Source organism: Granulicella aggregans, assembly GCF_025685565.1.
In the GTDB taxonomy this organism is placed as follows: Bacteria; Acidobacteriota; Terriglobia; order Terriglobales; family Acidobacteriaceae; genus Edaphobacter; species Edaphobacter aggregans_B.
Map to the genome: position 1 here is coordinate 2281798 of NZ_JAGSYE010000001.1, position 17292 is coordinate 2299089.

General features: G+C 57.6%; 12 protein-coding genes. 4 read left to right on the forward strand and 8 right to left on the reverse strand.

Annotated elements, in window-relative coordinates:
* Window position 1 precedes the first annotated feature (1 nt).
* From OHL18_RS09015 to OHL18_RS09030, 4 genes are read right to left on the reverse strand one after another with little or no spacing between them, the layout of a single operon-like run.
* Complete coding sequence (locus tag OHL18_RS09015; protein ID WP_263374474.1) at window positions 2–1159, reverse strand: hypothetical protein; 1158 nt, start codon at window positions 1157–1159, stop codon at window positions 2–4.
* 38 nt (window positions 1160–1197) lie between these two features.
* Window positions 1198–2274 carry a glycosyltransferase family 9 protein gene (locus OHL18_RS09020; protein WP_263374475.1) on the reverse strand — a complete coding sequence of 359 codons (1077 nt, stop codon included), beginning with the start codon at window positions 2272–2274 and terminating at the stop codon, window positions 1198–1200.
* A gap of 3 nt (window positions 2275–2277) precedes the next feature.
* A complete protein-coding gene (locus OHL18_RS09025) occupies window positions 2278–3312 on the reverse strand; it encodes a glycosyltransferase family 9 protein (protein ID WP_263374476.1) in 1035 nt (344 codons plus the stop codon).
* Window positions 3313–3370: 58 nt separating this feature from the next.
* Window positions 3371–4348: a tyrosinase family protein gene (locus OHL18_RS09030; RefSeq protein WP_263374477.1), complete on the reverse strand. Its 978-nt coding sequence runs from the start codon at window positions 4346–4348 to the stop codon at window positions 3371–3373.
* Between the two features lie 244 nt (window positions 4349–4592).
* On the opposite strand from OHL18_RS09030, the gene OHL18_RS09035 reads away from it, so the two are divergent.
* Window positions 4593–4970: a hypothetical protein gene (locus tag OHL18_RS09035; protein ID WP_263374478.1), complete on the forward strand. Its 378-nt coding sequence runs from the start codon at window positions 4593–4595 to the stop codon at window positions 4968–4970.
* Between the two features lie 192 nt (window positions 4971–5162).
* The gene (locus OHL18_RS09040) at window positions 5163–5657 is read left to right on the forward strand and encodes a hypothetical protein (protein ID WP_263374479.1); all 495 of its coding nucleotides are present in this window, start codon (window positions 5163–5165) and stop codon (window positions 5655–5657) included.
* A 641-nt stretch (window positions 5658–6298) separates the two neighbouring features.
* Here OHL18_RS09040 and OHL18_RS09045 read toward each other — a convergent pair.
* From OHL18_RS09045 to OHL18_RS09060, 4 genes are all read right to left on the reverse strand, one after another.
* On the reverse strand, window positions 6299–8473 hold the full coding sequence (locus OHL18_RS09045; protein ID WP_263374480.1) for a glycosyltransferase family 4 protein: 2175 nt from the start codon (window positions 8471–8473) through the stop codon (window positions 6299–6301).
* A gap of 12 nt (window positions 8474–8485) precedes the next feature.
* Window positions 8486–9256 carry a glycosyltransferase gene (locus tag OHL18_RS09050; protein WP_263374481.1) on the reverse strand — a complete coding sequence of 257 codons (771 nt, stop codon included), beginning with the start codon at window positions 9254–9256 and terminating at the stop codon, window positions 8486–8488.
* A gap of 107 nt (window positions 9257–9363) precedes the next feature.
* Window positions 9364–10392: an NAD-dependent epimerase/dehydratase family protein gene (locus OHL18_RS09055; RefSeq protein ID WP_317890476.1), complete on the reverse strand. Its 1029-nt coding sequence runs from the start codon at window positions 10390–10392 to the stop codon at window positions 9364–9366.
* A 45-nt stretch (window positions 10393–10437) separates the two neighbouring features.
* Window positions 10438–12249 (reverse strand): aspartyl/asparaginyl beta-hydroxylase domain-containing protein, encoded by a 1812-nt coding sequence (locus OHL18_RS09060; protein ID WP_263374482.1) that lies wholly within the window; start codon window positions 12247–12249, stop codon window positions 10438–10440.
* Window positions 12250–12884: 635 nt separating this feature from the next.
* On the opposite strand from OHL18_RS09060, the gene OHL18_RS09065 reads away from it, so the two are divergent.
* Window positions 12885–15443 (forward strand): L,D-transpeptidase, encoded by a 2559-nt coding sequence (locus OHL18_RS09065; RefSeq protein WP_263374483.1) that lies wholly within the window; start codon window positions 12885–12887, stop codon window positions 15441–15443.
* A gap of 8 nt (window positions 15444–15451) precedes the next feature.
* Window positions 15452–16462, forward strand: coding sequence for a hypothetical protein (locus OHL18_RS09070; protein ID WP_263374484.1), 1011 nt, complete (start codon window positions 15452–15454; stop codon window positions 16460–16462).
* The last annotated feature ends 830 nt before the right edge of the window (window positions 16463–17292 follow it).

Consider the following 17292-nt stretch of genomic DNA (forward strand, 5'->3'; position numbering starts at 1 on the left):
CCTACTGAAGCAAAGTCTCGACCGCGCTTAAGACCTGTGCGCCGGTGATGATCCTGGTCGGCTGAATGACGATCCGATGGCCAAGGCAACCCGTCTCGGTGTTGTCCAGCAGGATCTCCGGGTGCTTTCTCGCGACCTCGCTGCTGACGAGGTGCAGAGCGCATTGCTTTGGCTCGTCGTACCATGTGGGCGAGTGTCCCAGCCATATGCCCACCGTTGGGAGATCTCGTTTTGCCATGGAAAGATGGAACGGCCCTACCGGCACGCCGATGCTCAACGATGCGAGGTTCAAGATGGCCTTGAGGATCAACCCGAATGGAATCGTGCTCTCCTGTACCGACCCAAAGATATCCGCAAAACTGAAGCAGTTCAGTCCCTTGGAACGCAAGGTGTGATCGTCTTCGTAGAGACGGTCTTCCATAACGAGAAAGACCCACTTGCGGTCTTTCTTCAGGAGCAGGCGCATGAAGTCGCGACATTCTTCGCCTTCACGCTGTTTTCCGGGAGGCATATCTTCCCGCCAGCAGTGACCCCAATTCTTGTTGATCGCGGTGTATCCATTACGGGAAAGGATGCACAACTTTCTATCCCCAAATCCGGTGACATTTCGCAGCCGCGCTTCAACCCACGCAGCAAGCCAGGGAGCAACGTTGAAGTTGATGCCATTGATCAGTGGCACATTCGATTCGATTACAGGAAAGCTCGAACGAGGAGCGATGTAACGCGCAAGGTTCCTCGCCTTCGTATGGTAAGGGAATGGCTGCCGACCTACGGTTTCGGGGTAGCTCGTCCAAAGAAGAGTGCTTATCTTGTGACGCCGGCACACCTCATGAACTGACCGGGGCAGCGATACCGTCTTCTTCTCTCCATTCATCTGGTCGTAAGTCAGACCGAAGTGGCGCAGATTGAGCGCGCCGCCATCGCCAGAATGGACCGCAGGCGGTCCGCCGGCGAACACCGGCGAGATATAGTCGCTGCCGTCCATGAGCGAGAGATAGTCATCCCCAAACCGAGTGATCCAAAGCTTGTTGCTCGGATCCAGAAGTGGCAGCACATATCCGAGGCCAACAAGATCGCCGAATCCATGCGGCCAGTACACGAGTACGTTCCGGTTGCGAATGGACGAGTAGCCGCCTCGATCGTGGGAGAACAGCTGCATGGATCTTGACTTCGTATGGATATCCAGATCGAAACTCATCATGAAGGAGCCTGTGCTATTGCGGCATGTTGCCATTCGTCTGCGGTCTCTTCGAAGACAGTTCCGTCCTGCCGATCGTCCAGGGCGACAAGTGTCCGCCGCGCCACCCTCATCTCGTCGTTTGAGAGGTAGCTGAGGAGTCCACCGTCGAAGTAGCGTTGGATTGCGCGAACCACAGCGGCCGTGTCCAGCATGTTCATGCATCGCGCCACGTTGCCGAGTGGATCGACACAAAGATCTTGCGCCGATTCGAACTTCTGTTCGTCGCCGATGAAGTGAGTGAGAGTTCTATTGCAGCCCGTGGTTTCGCAGCAGGGAAGCGCGCCGATCGTGTGCAGAAACTGGTGCGTCGGATACCGCTGCCAGTGAAAGGATTGACTACCTCCGGCGACGACCGTACAGGCTCGGTTCGGGGCGAAGTTGCTCGTATCGATAGCGGCGGCAAGATGCATCAATAGATTCGGCGAAGTGAGCACCCCCTGCGCGTGATGCACCAGACGGACCAGCTGACGCAGATCAGTCTTCCCGCGTAGATCGATGACCGAGTTGAGGGCCTCTCCGTCGTCCTTGCCAGTCCCAACCTGGACAAAAAGGATGCGATCGCGGAACTCGTCAACGACTGCCTGGTACCTGTCGGGAGGCCACCTTTTGGTGCTCGCTTTCGAACCTCCGCCGGTAGATAACAACCAGAATGGGATTCTGTCGCCGGTGAGCTCCTGGACCTGGGAAAACCATGACCGTTCTTTTCGAGAGAGATGAAGATCGCCCCGGAAGATCGTTGGCCTGATGTTGACCCCGGGCAGTACGGAGAAGTATTGCAGTAGTCCCGGCAATAGCCGAAACGATGCCTGTTCCTTCTCCGATCGGGACGGGGGCGGGCAGTCAAGAGGAACTACATCCGGATCGTGCTCGTCCAGTTTCGAAAGGTAGGGGTTGTTGAGCCATATCTCCGGGCAGTCGGTACGGACGTCTGTCTCGAACTGCCCAGGGGACAACTTGTGCAGATCGCGGACGGCAGCCGTCAGCATGACGTTGGCACTTGGGCCGTAATTGCAATAAAGAAGGAATCGCCGCATCGTCTACTGGACCATAGAGGTCGAAATGGATTGGGCTGATGGTTGCCGGACTGCCGGTTGTGCTGCGCAAAACTGATCGGATGTGAGATAGGCGTGACGGCCGCCTTCGAAGTATCTCTCGATCGCGCGGATCACATCCTCACTGGCGATCATGTCCATGCACCGCGGCATTCGATCGACAACATCGACGCAAAGATTTCGAGGCGCATCCTTTTCGCTTCCATCGCCCATGGGCAGAGTCCTGGACTTCCAGCATCCGCCTTTTTCGCAGCAAGACAGAGCTCCTACGGTATGGAGAAATTGATGATGAGGATATGCCTCCCATTGAGGAGGCTCACGTCCGCCGGCGACCACCACGCAGGGCCTCGATCGTTCTTTCCCCGCTTTCGTTTCGACGGCTGCGGCCAGATGCATGAGGAAGGTAACGCCGCAAACGACTCCCTGCGCGTGATAGACCAGGCGCACCAATTGACGAATGTCTGTCAGCCCGCGGAGGTCGATCACACCGCGAAGGGGCGGATGATAGTGGTGCAGCTCCCCGACCTGCACGAACTGAATCTTCCCATGGAAGTGGTCGACTACCTGCTGATACCGGTCGCTATTCCACCATTTTGCGGTGAAATCGTACTTACCTCCGGCGGCGATGACCCAGAACGGAACTTCTGTCTTTGTCCGCTCCTGCACCTGGGAGATCCAGGCCTTTTCTTTGGGGTGCAAGTGAATCTCGCCGGCAAGCTTTTGGGGGACGACATGCAGCGAGAGCTTGTCATTCAGGAATTCAGTAAACGCTTCGACGAAGTGATAGGGACTTTCGTTGCTGCGATGGATCAGTGGATAGTTGCACTGCAGCGTGATGACCTCCGGATCATCCGTCTGCAATGGAGTAAGACGCGGGTTGTGCTGCCATAGCTGGTCGGCGCTGGTACGAACGTCAGTTAGAAACTCACCCGGATAGCAGGCGTGCAAATCCCTGACGGTCGCCGTGAGCATGAGAATATCGCCAGGGCTTTGATTATTCTTCAGTATCAGCTTGCGCATTTAAATATCGGCTCCGCACAATGCATCTTCTAGCTGGACAGGGTTCTTCGTGGCGCGATTAGTCAGTGTCATACTTATAGCCCAGAGTCAGGGAGTTAACCATATCCGCCGGCGTAACGGTGTCGGTCGCCGTCGTCCAGGGGAATATGGGATCCGTGAGGTTATGACCAGCTGGTCCCTTGCTGATCGGCACGTATCCCCTGCCGAACCCACCGGCTTTGCTGGCCTGCCAGAAGTTCCAGAGCCGGTCCATGTTGCAGTAATGCAGGAAGAACACCGGATCGTTAGGGCCGGTCACCGAAGCCATGCTTCCCCCGATCCAGGTGCGGACCAGGTTGTTCATGCCGAAAGGAACCCAACCCTCGCAGCTATTTCTAAATCCACTTGTCGATGCGCTGCTGAAGTCGGCGACATCGTAAGGTGTGAGGCCAAGACTTGCGTTCACCTTGGCGGGGCTGGGTAACGGCACGCCAGATGCCGACGTGCCGCGACCGAGGGTCCGGCGCAGGAAGCTAGATGGCAGGGGCTTGCCGTTGGCATCCAGTTCGACCGTCGTCCAACTGCCCCCATCCAGTACAGAACGGAATGGACCGGTTCGAACGCGGTTCGAGTTGGCTGGGTCCCCATCGCCGCCCATGAGAGCCGTTCCCCAGATTGACGAAGATGCCGGAGGAGCGGCCCCGGAGTCGGCGGCCCAATTCCAGTAGGGCATGGCGAAGCCAGGCTCAGCCATGGCCACGGCAAGGTCCCTCTCCAGCCGCAAGACGAACTCGCGATGCCAAGGGAAGAACGCCGGTCCGCTACCGGCTGCGTTCCTGTACGCCACGGCGGCTGCTGGATTGGTGGCGTTGGGGAGAGGGTCTCCAGGAGCAGGCGTACTCTTCATCGCTGCGCTCGCATGCAGGGTCACATAGCTGTCGTATTTGCCCGCAGACTTAAGCGAGAGCAGCGCGTTCACAAACTTCGCCTGCTGCGCCGCAGATAGATTCAGGACGTTTTGACGGATTCTTAGTCCTGACCCGGAAGAACTACTCATGCCCGATCCGGACGATCCGGTGGAACCAGACGACTGACCACTCCTGGAAGACGTTGAGCTCAACGAATGGATTGAACTGGAAGAACTGGATGAGCCTGGCTTCAAGGAACTTGACGAAGTCGATGACTTCGGCGAACTGGAGGAGCTGGATGAAACAGGTCTTGCCGAACTCAAAGAGCTGGAGGAACTTGATGAACTCGGTTTCGAAGAGCTAGAGGAGCTAGACGAGCTTGGTTTCGACGAATTGGAGGAGCTGGAAGAACTCGGCTTCGATGGCCCCGAAGAACTAGACGAACTTGAAGAACTCGGCTTCGATGAACTGGAAGGGCTTGACGAGCTCGATGAGCTTGGTTTCAACGAGCTGGAGGAGCTAGAAGAACTCGGTTTCGATGACCCCGAAGAACTAGATGAACTTGAAGAACTCGGCTTCGATGAACTGGAAGAGCTTGACGAGCTCGATGAGCTTGGTTTCAACGAGCTGGAAGAGCTAGAAGAGCTTGATTTCAATGAACTCGAAGAGCTCGACGAACTCGGCTTCAATGAACTGGACGAACTGGGTTTGGCGGAACTGGAACTCGGCTTGGCAGAAGTGGAGCTCTTTTTGCCACTGCCCGAACTGTGATGGCTAGACTGAGAGCCGGAGCTGTCACCCGAGCTGCTGTCGCCGGAACTATCCCCGGAGCTGTCTCCTGAGCTGCTGTCTCCGGAACTATCCCCGGAGCTGTCGCCTGAACTGCTGTCGCCGGAGCTATCCCCGGAGCTGTCGCCTGAACTGCTGTCGCCGGAGCTATCCCCGGAGCTGTCACCTGAACTGGTGTCGCCCGAACTGCTGTCGCCGGAACTATCCCCGGAGCTGTCACCTGAGCTGCTATCGCCGGAACTATCCCCGGAGCTGTCTCCTGAGCTGCTGTCGCCGGAGCTATCCCCGGAGCTGTCTCCTGAGCTGCTGTCGCCGGAGCTATCCCCGGAGCTGTCTCCTGAGCTGCTGTCGCCGGAGCTATCCCCGGAGCTGTCACCTGAACTGCTGTCGCCCGAACTATCCCCGGAGCTGTCACCTGAACTGCTGTCGCCCGAACTATCCCCGGAGCTGTCGCCTGAACTGCTGTCGCCGGAGCTATCCCCGGAGCTGTCACCGGAACTGCTGTCGCCGGAGCTATCCCCGGAGCTGTCACCGGAACTACCATCTCCCGAGCTACTGTTGTCAGACCCGCCATCTCCTGAGCTGCTGTTGTCAGACCCGCCGTCTCCCGAGCCGCCGTCTCCCGAACTGCTATACGCCTCATCGTGCGGGCTCACTAGCCGCTCTTGAATCTTGGGCATCTTCAGCGAAATGGAGACTGCCGGAGCCGAGGAATCAGTCGCTACGGGAATGTCCGCGGGTAGCAGCGGTGAATCACCCTCGTCATAAGTTGGATCGAGGGTTACGTTGAGCGAAGTTGCATACTCCTTGGTCTCGACAATCTTGCAGGTTACGGAGGACTCCCAACGAATTGCCTCGATGAGATCCCGCAAGTCGTCGTCATACATCCGGATCGACCCGTTCGTCGCATAGAGAAGCTTGCTTGCCGTGTTCGGAGTGCCGCCCTGGATGACCAAAACATGACGGCCATTCTGGTCGGCAATCGCAGCCTCGCCACGCACCGGCTCCAGGGCGATCATCCCTGCCTTCCCGAAGGTCGCCGAACTGTAGGCTGTGCCGCGACCTGTCCGGACGATGCCCCTCATCCGGTACTCTCCGGTGGGCGTATCGCCGTAGGGCAACCTTGGGCTGCGAGTGGGATTGCCGTGTTCGCTGGCGGCGAAGTCGTTGGCCCTTCCACACACGGGGAAGGGACCAGATATCAGGCGGCCTGAATCGTCATTCAGGACGAGTCTACCCACGCGATTGCGGTCAGACGGAAGATCGATTTTTAGAGTGGCCATGATTGCTTTCCTTTAGCTTTCGCTCATTCAGCCTGCGAGCAAGCAGCAGTAATTGTTGACCATCTGCCCCATGGAGAAACGCTGCTTCACAGTATTCCTGGCCGCCCGGCTGATCGAATCTGCAACCTCACGGCTCTTCAAAAGAATCTCTATCCTTGCTGCCATCTCCTGAGGATCGGAGACAACGAATCCATCTACGCCATCCTCAATCAGTTCCTGGTTGGATGGGGACACCGTCACCACTGCCGGAGTGCCTGCTGCCATCGACTCGAGGACCGCATTGGAACAGCCTTCCCCTGCGAAGGCCGTGACGAAGACCCGGAACGACTTAAGCTGCGAAGTCACGTCGTTGGTGGCACGAACAAAGTGGACACCCTTCAACCCCAATTCGGCTATCCGGCTCAGGAGAAACTCCTTGTACTGCTGCCTTCCGGTTCGGGTATCTCCCACGATGGTCAAAGAAGCTTCCTTATATCGCCGCGAGACAATGGCAAAGGTATCGAGGAGAAACTCAAGCCGGTTCTCGGGCACGATTCGTCCGCAGGTGCCAATACGCATAGCCGCTTCCGCAGGCGCGCTGCTGGCCTCTTCGTCAAACTCCATGGGTACGCCGTTTCGAATCACGACCACTTTGGCCTTCGCGTCGGTCAATCGCGGATTGACCGTTCCCACATCGCACTTGCACACAAACCGGTCCAGCCGATTCAGATACTCCGACTCGGTGTAGGAAATCCGGCGCTGAAACGCCCGCGTTTCATCGAGTTCCCTGAAGAGTGTTCCCCCTGGGCTGACATCCACGATGCGCAGGTCAGTGGCTGAAAGAATCTTGCTGACCAGCAGCTTTACCGAAGCGTCTGCGTTCCAAAAACAAACAGTCTGAACACGAAGCTGATCAATCACATCGAACACACGCGCGGCTGTGTCGACGACGTTCGCCGGGTCTCCGAAGGTGAATAGCCGGATGGATGCCCGCGCAATTTCGTTCAGAAAATCTCTTCCATGGATTGCTCCCAGCAGACAGACTGCGACTCCGCTCTTGTCCGGCATGTGGACGAGAAGGTTGGTAAGGGAGCGCTGCGCTCCGCCCATATTCAGGTTGTCGGTGACGAAGAGAACTCCGGACCGGGGCTCACGCTGATCGACGCCATACGCATTGAGAAAGGACCAGATGCGCGGAACGAGATCGGGATAAGCTGGCTTCTCCGAAACTACGCGTGCCTTGGACTGCAGGCTCAACAGCGCGTCAACATAGGCCACGATGTCTGAAGGGTCGCGTACCAGGACTGAGCCATCGACAAGAGCCTCCGAGTTGCCCCCTGCATCGGCTGTCACCACGGGACACCCCCACTGCTGGGCCTCCAGCAGGGCAACGCTGAGCCCTTCGAACACGCTGGTATTCAGGTAAGCGTCAAAAGCGGAGTAGTAGGCGTCAGCTTCTTCAACAGAGCCGGGCAACAGGACATCGTCCTGAAGGCCCAACTCTTCGACCAGCCTGCAAAAGACATCGTAGGTCACGCGACCGTAGCCGTAGTCGTGGTCCCAGGAGCCGAGGATCATCAGCTTTGCTGGGCGGGATCTTCGCACCTGTGCAAGAATCCGGGCCGCACGCGGATAGGCCTTCTGAGCCTTGAAGCTGCCCACCATCCCGATAAGAAATGTGCCGCTGGGAATATGATGCCGCTCCCTGATCCAGATCCTGTTTTTTGTCGCCTCTTGATTCAAATACCAACGTTGCAATTCATGGCGAATCGTGATGATGGGTACCGTGCACCCCGATTCCTTCATCTCGGCAGCCACGGATCCAGCGACCGCCACAACGAAGGGAACATTTGAAGCCGCATACGAAGTTGCCGGGTCCTGCCAGCCTTCCCGCGCGTTATGGATTACGGGCACGGTCTGCACTCCAACTCGCCACAGCACCTCGAGGTCGCGCACAGAGATCAAATGCGTAAACAGGAGTTTATTTCCTGAACGAAGCACTTCGGAGGCCACCTCCAGTAGCTTCGCTTCACGGGTTGCAGCCTTCCATGGATGAAGATAAAACAGGTCTGATGCCGGCAACTTATAGGATGGCTCCAGGCTCCATAAGACAAACAGTCTTCCAACAACTCCGCGATCTCGAAGGGCAGAGATGGTCTCACAAACAATCCTCTCAGCTCCACCGAGAGCTAGGCTCGCGATCATGATGTTGAAACTTTTCATAGAAGTTCTCTTCTAAAGCCCATGCTCCTCGTAAAGTCGAGCCAGCGTCGTAAAAGGTCGCGCATGATTCTTGTCCGGAACGTTCTCTGCCATCTTGTATCCCTTGTAGAAACCTGCGTTGGCTTGCAAGGTTCTCCAGCACTCATGCAGCCAATGAATAATGTAGAAGTGCCCGGGAATCGGAGTGTCTCGCTCTATGAAGTCTTTTACACCTTCCTTCCAAGACTCCGCGTTACCGAGATCGTCGCGAATGTACTGTGCTAATCCAAGTTCGCGCACCGTGGTGCTCAGGGCGCGATTTCCGAAGTGCCAGTCGCCGTTTTCGTTCAGATCGCGGGACGCTCGCGCATAGGTCAGCTCCATAAGCCTGCTCGCCGGCGGACACTTCATCAGGTTGCCGACCGCACCCAGACGATGGCTCCGAAATAGATAAGGAGTGGAGAAGTCGAGCGGTCTCAGGCAAGTTACGTCCATGTCAGCCCAATATCCTCCATGCTCGTAAAGCAGCTTGTAGCGGAACAGATCGGAGAACCCGGCGCAGCTTCCAACCCCCAGTCCGCATTCGCGATCCACGATTGACCGCTTGAAGACACAGTCTGCAGGCAGAATCTCAGCGGCATCCTTCACTGTTACCCCCATGGGTAGGGGGCAGCGAATATCGGAATAAGTCCAGAGAATGAATTGGTGCCCTTGTTCCACAAACGAACGAATGGTCAGCAACTCCAGCTTGGATAGGTTGGCCCCTATCCAAAGGCCGTGGACAATGGAGTTCGACTCGTGCATTGAATCCTCGGGAGGAAAATACTGCTTCTGGCGGTGGTCGAATACGACGGTTGAGAGATAGTGCTGTCAATCTTGAAATCGCTACAACTTATGTCGAATTATTAAATTTAGCCCCGTGCGTGCGCGGCAGTCCTGGCACACATCCATTGCCACTGGTGGGATATTCCGGCGCTCAAAGATACTCTCGGAAGATATCCAAGATGCTTATGCGCCTTCGAGATGTCCGCCTCAGTCTCATAGGGGTCCCCTCGCTGCTCGCGGCAAGGAAGTCGAAGAATGCGCTGTCCGGTCGCCTCCTCGATGACAGACAGACACTCGTTGAGCGTGACGGACTGCCCCCCGCTGATGTTGTAGATGGATGGCCCCTGGCCTTCGTTCATCGCTGCGAGCGTAGCATCGACAACATCGCCAACATAGGTGAAGGCGCGGCGCTGCGTTCCGTCTCCAAAGATGGGAACCGCGGTATCCGTCATCGCCGCATGAAGAAGTTTGTGGATCGCCATATCCGGTCGCTGGCGAGGTCCATAGACCGTGAAGTATCTAAGGATCGTCATGGGGAGCGAGTATCCCGCGCTATATGCGAGACACAGCCCTTCCGCTCCCAGCTTGGTGGCTGCATAGGGCGACAAAGGGTGAGGAACAGCACCTTCGGTAACGGGCCCGGATGCCTGACCGTAGACCGAAGAAGAAGACGAGAAGATGAAGCGACGGACCGACTTGCCGACTATCAGCTCGAGCAATCTTTGTGTGGCACGAAGGTTTCTGCTGAGGTAGATATCGAAGGAGTGCGACCAACTGGAGCGCACCCCCGGCTGTCCCGCCAGATGAAAGACAAAATCGATGCGGGGTGGAAGATCTTGCCCGGACAGGTCGTTGATATCCTCTTCCAGAAGGGAAAATAAATCCCAACGGAGTAAGGAATCTAGGTTCTCGTGCTTTGTTTCCGTGGAGTAATAGTCATTGATATTGTCGATGCCTAAGACTCGATATCCCCGTGTAAGCAGAGCTTCGGCCACGTGGGACCCAATGAATCCCGCCGCGCCAGTCACGAGGCACACCTGAGGTTCGGAAATTCTGCGGACTGTGTCCGAGCTCCTCATCGCATTCGAAGGCATGAATATCTTTTCTCGATTCATTTCCAAATTCACAACCGGTGTTTTGTTCTATCGCTCTAAATCGCATCAATCGTAGCTATGCTTACGAGCTTTCTCGTTGCCGCTCCAATAACTATTGAGACTTAGCGTCTGTGCCATCGCGAAGCGGTGAAGTCCCTCAAGAAGGACGCGTTCGTCGTCCGACAAATTGGGATGCCAGATGTCGACAATAAGTACCCTACGCAGCTCATCGGTATGGTTCCAGGCCTCGTGCGGGTAGCTGTCATCAAAGACCAGGCACTTTCCCTCTTGCCATCGGCGGGTCTCGCCGCCTACTTTGATCGCACAGTCACCTTGCGGCACCTGGATCCCAAGATGGCAACGCAGTCTCATGTTGGTTGGTCCCCGGTGAGGCTGAATCACTGTATGGGGGCTCATCTTGGAGAGATACATCAAACCCGCCAGTGTTCTGACCGTGTTGTGCCCTTCGATAATCCGGCTGATGGCCGGGCACATCGCCGTATTCCCCTGGTTCTTCCGGCCCCGCTCATAGAGCATGAAGACATCCCACGAACCTGTTCGCTTGATGCTCTTCTCGTGCTCCTGGTGATATGAATGATCGCCGAGAGCCAGTACCTCGGCGCGGATCTCTTCGAAGTTAGCTTCGAGCGCTGCCACGATCGCGAAGGATTGCGGGTCAAAAAACGGCTGTGAGGGCAGGTCGGGAAAGTGAAACATCTTTGCGTCCGGGGGATGGTTCGCGAACAGGCTGAGATATCGCTCGAAGCGCCGGGACAGGACGAAAGTGGAAGTAGTCTCAGTGCCCTGATTCGCGACTGGTTGCGGGACGGGAGCTGCTTCCGCCTTCTTCTCTTGCGACCCTGCCGGAGTCTCGGAGGCCTGGGGTTTTGCGCCTTCAAATCTACGGGTTAAGTCGGCGAAACGGCGATTGAGGACTGCGGTAAAAGGACGTCGTCCCTCGGAAGCCAGTCGATCCAGTGCGCACGCAAGCCACAACCACTCTCGATAGCTGAGTCTCTTGTCCCAGGCAAAGCCTGTCGCAAGTAGCTGTAGCTTCGCGGTGGAACAGAGTTGCACCGTCTCTGGTAGATCGCCCATCTGAAGCGCAAGGTAGGCTCGCCAGAGGGTTGGCTCGGCCCATACCGGGCAAGTGAACGATGACTCAATAAATCGTTCCGGGGCCTGATTGCGGTCGCCCGCAAGCATGGCTTCCAGTCCACGTAAGTAAGAGTCTCGGGCCTGTCGCTCCTGATCTCGAGAGGGGATCTCGGTCCTTTCTGGCAGAAATCCGGGTCGAAGCGAGTCGGATTCCAAGTGCGCGGCCAACCCTGCCAGGTGGTGCAGAAAAACTCCCGGCCCTGCGTTCGGGCCCTGCGCTTGCTCGGCCTCATTGGCCATGTGAATCAACAGAAGGGCGTCACGATCCTGCGGGTTAAGTGTCTCCAGCAGAACGCCGGAATCGGAACGCACCTCAAGCTCATCCGCTCGGTTGTTGGTATTCGCTGCACGATCCAGGGCTGCGAAGAGCCTCTGCCGCGGCAGTGTGCAAAACAAAAAGGCCGCCCGTTCTGCCGCAATGCCCGCAAAGCAACGCACCATTTCGCGGTCGGAGAATGGGATGAGCTGTCTCTTGTAGACATCGGTCGAATAGATACTGTGAAGCGCCCCGCCATTCTGGATCCAGACCGGACAACCCCAGCGCGCCAGTATCTGCCTCGTCTGAAGCAGGTGCTGGCATAGCGAATGAGCGTTCGCGTGTCCGAACGTGTCCGCGCCCAGCTTCTCAAGAAAAGTCTTGACCTGCTGATGTTCGGGGGCCGAATCGATCGTTCCCTGTATAACGGAGGGCGCTACGGGCATGAAAAGTGTCGCAGACATGGGTCCTCACCGAGTCAAGAATGAAGCTTGATCGAAAGGCAGATGAAGAATTCAAGGGAGCCCAGAATCTATGGTTCAATTCGTAACGCGAAGACACTCTTGAAGAAAATGGCCTAAGGCAAATCTCAAAAGGGCGCATTGCTTCAGGCCGTCCTTCAAACAACAGCGGGTTAGAGATCGCTTCCGGTCTCGATTGAAGCGGAGCGACCAGGAAACCTGCGCCGAGTTTAGGCTGCAAGACTAAGGCATTCTTTGCGAATGTCAAGTTTTTAAGTTTTATGGTGCGAATATAGTGCGTTTTTCCATCTAGCTTGCGCTGCCCGAACGAGGCCACAAAGAAATTCTCTGCGATGCAGATATTTAATGAGCAGTATTATTCTTCGCAGGGTTTGTATTCCACTGGAAATCGTGCTAGCCTCCGTTGGAGTTTCTGAGGACCTCCCCTGCAGGCTCCTGTGATCTATGAGAACGGCCGCTCGATGTCCCTGCCGTTTGTGCCGCTGGATCATGACCGCCGATGTTGCCCTTGCGGCAGAGCTGGCAAGGTCCGGCTATGGAAACGTTCAATCTGGGCCGGGTGGATATCCCACAGGTTTGTGGGCTGAAGGTTAGAACGCCAGCGGAGGAAAGCGCTCATGCTCACGATTGATGTTGTTCTCGGGTCGGACCGCAATCGCGTGGGGCGGCTGGTTTTGAAGGATGGTGCCGGCCGGACGGTTGCGGGTCCGTATTCGGTATGTGGCAGGGCGAACGACTTCGCGGCGAGCGAACATGGGAACCCCACCCGCTCCGCGCTGCAGCACTACGGAGACACACCGACGGGCGAGTATCAGATGCGAGCCATCGTGCGAACCGGCCGCGGATCAGCTTACGACGCGGCGGTCTTTGGCAAGTTCGGCATGATTACTCTGGTGCCTGTGCGCGGTCAGGCGGCCATTGCCGACCAGAATGGCCGCCACGTTCTGGCGATTCACGCGGGCACTCCCAATCCTGCGAGCAAGCTTCTCTACGCAACGAACGGCTCGTTGAGGATGTTCGATGAGGACCTGCGGGAGTTAATAGAAGCTCTGCGGGGCGAGTCGTCGGCGATTTGCCGGATCGCCGAGACCAATGAGTTTGCCACTTCGCTCAGCGTGACCCTGGATCCGACGTTCGACGAGGGTGACCCGCCGTTGCTGGCGACGGATCTGCCGAAGGTGATCGCGGTGCCCTCGGCTGAGGTGCGGGCCTCGCTCACATCGTCGAAGGTCAGGGAACACCTGGTCAGCCCCCACGACGAGGCGTACAGCAGCTCCGGCGATAGCTCTGGCGACAGCAGCTCCGGTGATAGCTCTGGCGACAGCAGCTCAGGTGATAGCTCTGGCGACAGTAGCTCAGGTGATAGCTCCGGCGACAGCAGCTCAGGTGATAGCTCTGGCGACAGCAGCTCAGGTGATAGCTCTGGCGACAGCAGCTCAGGTGATAGCTCTGGCGACAGTAGCTCCGGTGATAGCTCCGGCGACAGCAGCTCAGGTGATAGCTCTGGCGACAGTAGCTCCGGTGATAGCTCTGGCGACAGTAGCTCCGGTGATAGCTCCGGCGACAGCAGCTCCGGTGATAGCTCCGGCGACAGCAGCTCAGGTGATAGCTCTGGCGACAGCAGCTCAGGTGATAGCTCTGGCGACAGCAGCTCAGGTGATAGCTCTGGCGACAGCAGCTCAGGTGATAGCTCTGGCGACAGTAGCTCCGGCGATAGCTCCGGCGACAGCAGTTCCGGCGACAGCAGCTCCAGTAGTAGTTTTGGTTCCGGTGGCAGTGGTGGTTCCGGAGGCGGTTCCAGTTCCAGCGGCAGCTCCAGCTCGAGCGCCTGCAGCATCACCGGTATTACACCGACGAACGCGTCACTGTTCGCTGGCGAACCTCAGTTGTTTGCGGCACAGGGAAAGAATCTGGATTCCGTGACCTGGAGCACGAGCGCGTCGGCTAACCCGGCAACCGGCAGCGGCCCGCATTTTACAACCAGGTGGGGCGCTACGGGGAATCAGACTGTGACGGCGACCTGTAGCGGAGTGAGCAAGTCGGTCACAGTCAAGGTCCACTCGCTCGATATCCAGATCAACAACACGACAGCCACCAATGACGATCTGGTGGTCTTGAACAGTACCCATCCGGTCCATCAGTTCAACGTGAACTGCCAGATGAGGCTCGTTGGCCCTTCGGTGGGCAATGTGACGGTCGTACTGGCAAATCCTGATGGGCGACTCCGCTTTCCGAACCCTGGAGACACCACCGTCAGCCTCACGTTGGACGCCGGCGGGGCCTTTTCCGCATTCCAGATCTCCGGCGCTGCCGCGAGCGCTGCCGTGAATGACGCGGTCATTCATATCCACAAAGACACCGCCACCGGATCGGAGATCACCACCAAGAACGTTACGGTCGTCAGCTTTGATTTGGCGGCCGTCCCGCTCACGCAGGGTGGGAACTATAGTTTTGTGGGAACTGTGTATCAGCCGGCAGGGGCCGCCGTGTCCTTCACTTCGAGCGCCCGGATCCGGCCTGCTGGTGTCGACTGCACGGCACCACAACTGACGAACCTTCGAATCGCGATCATGCAGGAATGCAGCATTAAGTTGATCAACACCACCTGGGACACGCCCACGGTCGCCTGGCTGGCCGCAGCGACAACGGGAACCACCGTCACGGTTCCAACCACGACGCGGAGAACCGTTACCTATGATCCTAGTGTCGTCCAACCAGTGAACGACGGATTGGATGGTGCATATCCCCTTTACGACAAGTCAGCCACAGCGTTGACCCCTGCAACCGGCTGTTCGGGAAGCGGAACGGCGGCAAGCAACGATGCTCCGCAACACTCTGCGAATCTTACTTTCTCTGAAACCCAAAACGACTCCGCCGGGGTGGCGGTTGCGACTGTGACATGGAGCAATCGCGTCAACACGACCAGGGTGCAGCACTTCCGGACATTCTGTGTTGTCTTCGACTCGACAAACCCAACAGCGGATGATTCGTTCTTCTCGCTGCGAGAAGCAATCTGGGATATCAATTTGGATAGCGCCGCAGCGGCTCAGCATGCAACGGTCAACGCCGACGGCGCTGCCACAGCCAACCCTGCTACCGGTGTTCAGTCAAACCATGCGCCTTTGACGACGACTGACAATCCAGTTGGAGCGGCTACGACAACGTTCACCAAATGAGGCAAACGATGAGCGACAGCGACATTCTGGCAGCCACTCCCGAACAGCACCTCCACGATCTCCGTGCGGTCTATGACATGGCGAATCTTCGCCTGCAGCCTAGTGAAAATGCGGGTGATGGCCCCTGGTCGGTACTGCATATTATTCCGGAGGCCCACAGTGGTTCAGAAGTATCGATAGGAGTCGCCCGCAATATTGAGACGGGAGATCTCGTCGAAGCCGCTACCGGAAAGCCAATTGCCCCAGGAACACCTGTGCAGCCAGGCACGATCGAGGAAGGCTCCTGGACTGTGACTACCAGGATCGGCGTCCCAAACGGAGTGCAGAGCGGACACTACAGGTGGACACTGCCTACTGATTATCGCGACCGGAAGCTTGCACCTGACGACATCTACCGCCCTTTCTCATCGGGAGGCAATGTACTCTGCAGGCACAATCCCCAGGTTGCGGGCGTGGGACAGTTCGATTCCGTGAGCCTTCTTCCTTCGGGATGGGAGACCCAGGTCCAACCGGCCCTTGACGCACTTCAAAAAGACAACGTGCTGACCAGGTCGCCGACCTCCGACGCGGACAAGACTTCTCTCAAAAAGCTGCTGACCAGCGACAACTCAATCACCTCGACGGTTGCGTTTCGTTCCCTGACCGAAACCGGAGCCCTCGATCCTCCGGCCACACAACAAGCCATCTCCGCCGCTTCCGGCTATCGGCGTGCAGTAATGATGTACGTGGCACTCGCACACGCTCCAGCCACCGGGACGTCCGGCATCGCCGAGCCCGCGTTCGCGCCGGCTGTTCAAGGCAGCGCCAGCCCACAGGATGACCGATCTACCGCCCTCGCCCTCGCCGCAGTAGCGTTATTTCATAAGGGGTTGCCCAGCGGCACGCTAAGCGTGGCGCTTCTGAACGGCATCCGCAGTCGCTCAGCTCCGTCCATCGCGGGGGAGAACGCTCCTTCAGTCGCCAAACAGGCTTCTGATCCCTACATCGAAGAGCTACTTAAGACAGCGCAGATTCTGTGAACCGCGAGCAAGTGAGAGCGCAGCCCTTCGCGGGTGAACACTCGGTCCACAAGAGCGCTCCTGGATTCTTGGGGCTGGATCCCTGGGACAAAGGAGGAGACCCAAGTGGCTACTGTTTATATTCGCGACAATATCTCCGTTGATCAAAGCCTGTTGAACACCTTGCAGGCTCAGGATCCGGCCAGCGACTTGGTGATCTTGATTGCGAGGGTATGCACTGCCGGTCCGCTGTCGGGATTTGTGAACTACACGATTGCCGCCGATGAGTTTGTAAGTCAAGGCAGCCTTTCCGCTCCCCCGCTGAACCTCGATACTCCCGCCTCGATTACGCTGCTTGCCAAGACCATCTCCGGTTCATTGCAGTTGACTTGTCCTGGCGCGGAAGGCCCCACGGGTGCGCAAGGGGCAAGGGGAGATCCGGGCACGGCGGACGATAACAACGGCAGCGAAGGTGGAGAAGGGGGTACTGGCGGGCAAGGCGGCCCCGGTGGATCGATCACCGTTTATTTCGGGACTGCAACATCAGCTCCGCACGGCCTCTCAGCTGGCGGTCCGGGTGGTCCCGGTGGCCCGGGCGGCCCAGGCGGCCCAGGCGGCCCTCCATTCAAAGGCGGAGGGGGCATATTTGGGTACGGCAAGCCCGGACCCGTTGGGCCGAAAGGACTTCCAGGGCCGCGGGGCCCCAGTGGGAGCGTATCCATTGGCCGCGTTGACAGTAGCGAGGTCTGGGGATCCCTTGACCCCGCACAATATCCCCCATGGGCCGCTTATCGGGTTCAGGTTGGGCAGCATCTTTTCGGCAGTACACTCCGGCGTCGATGCTGGCTGCA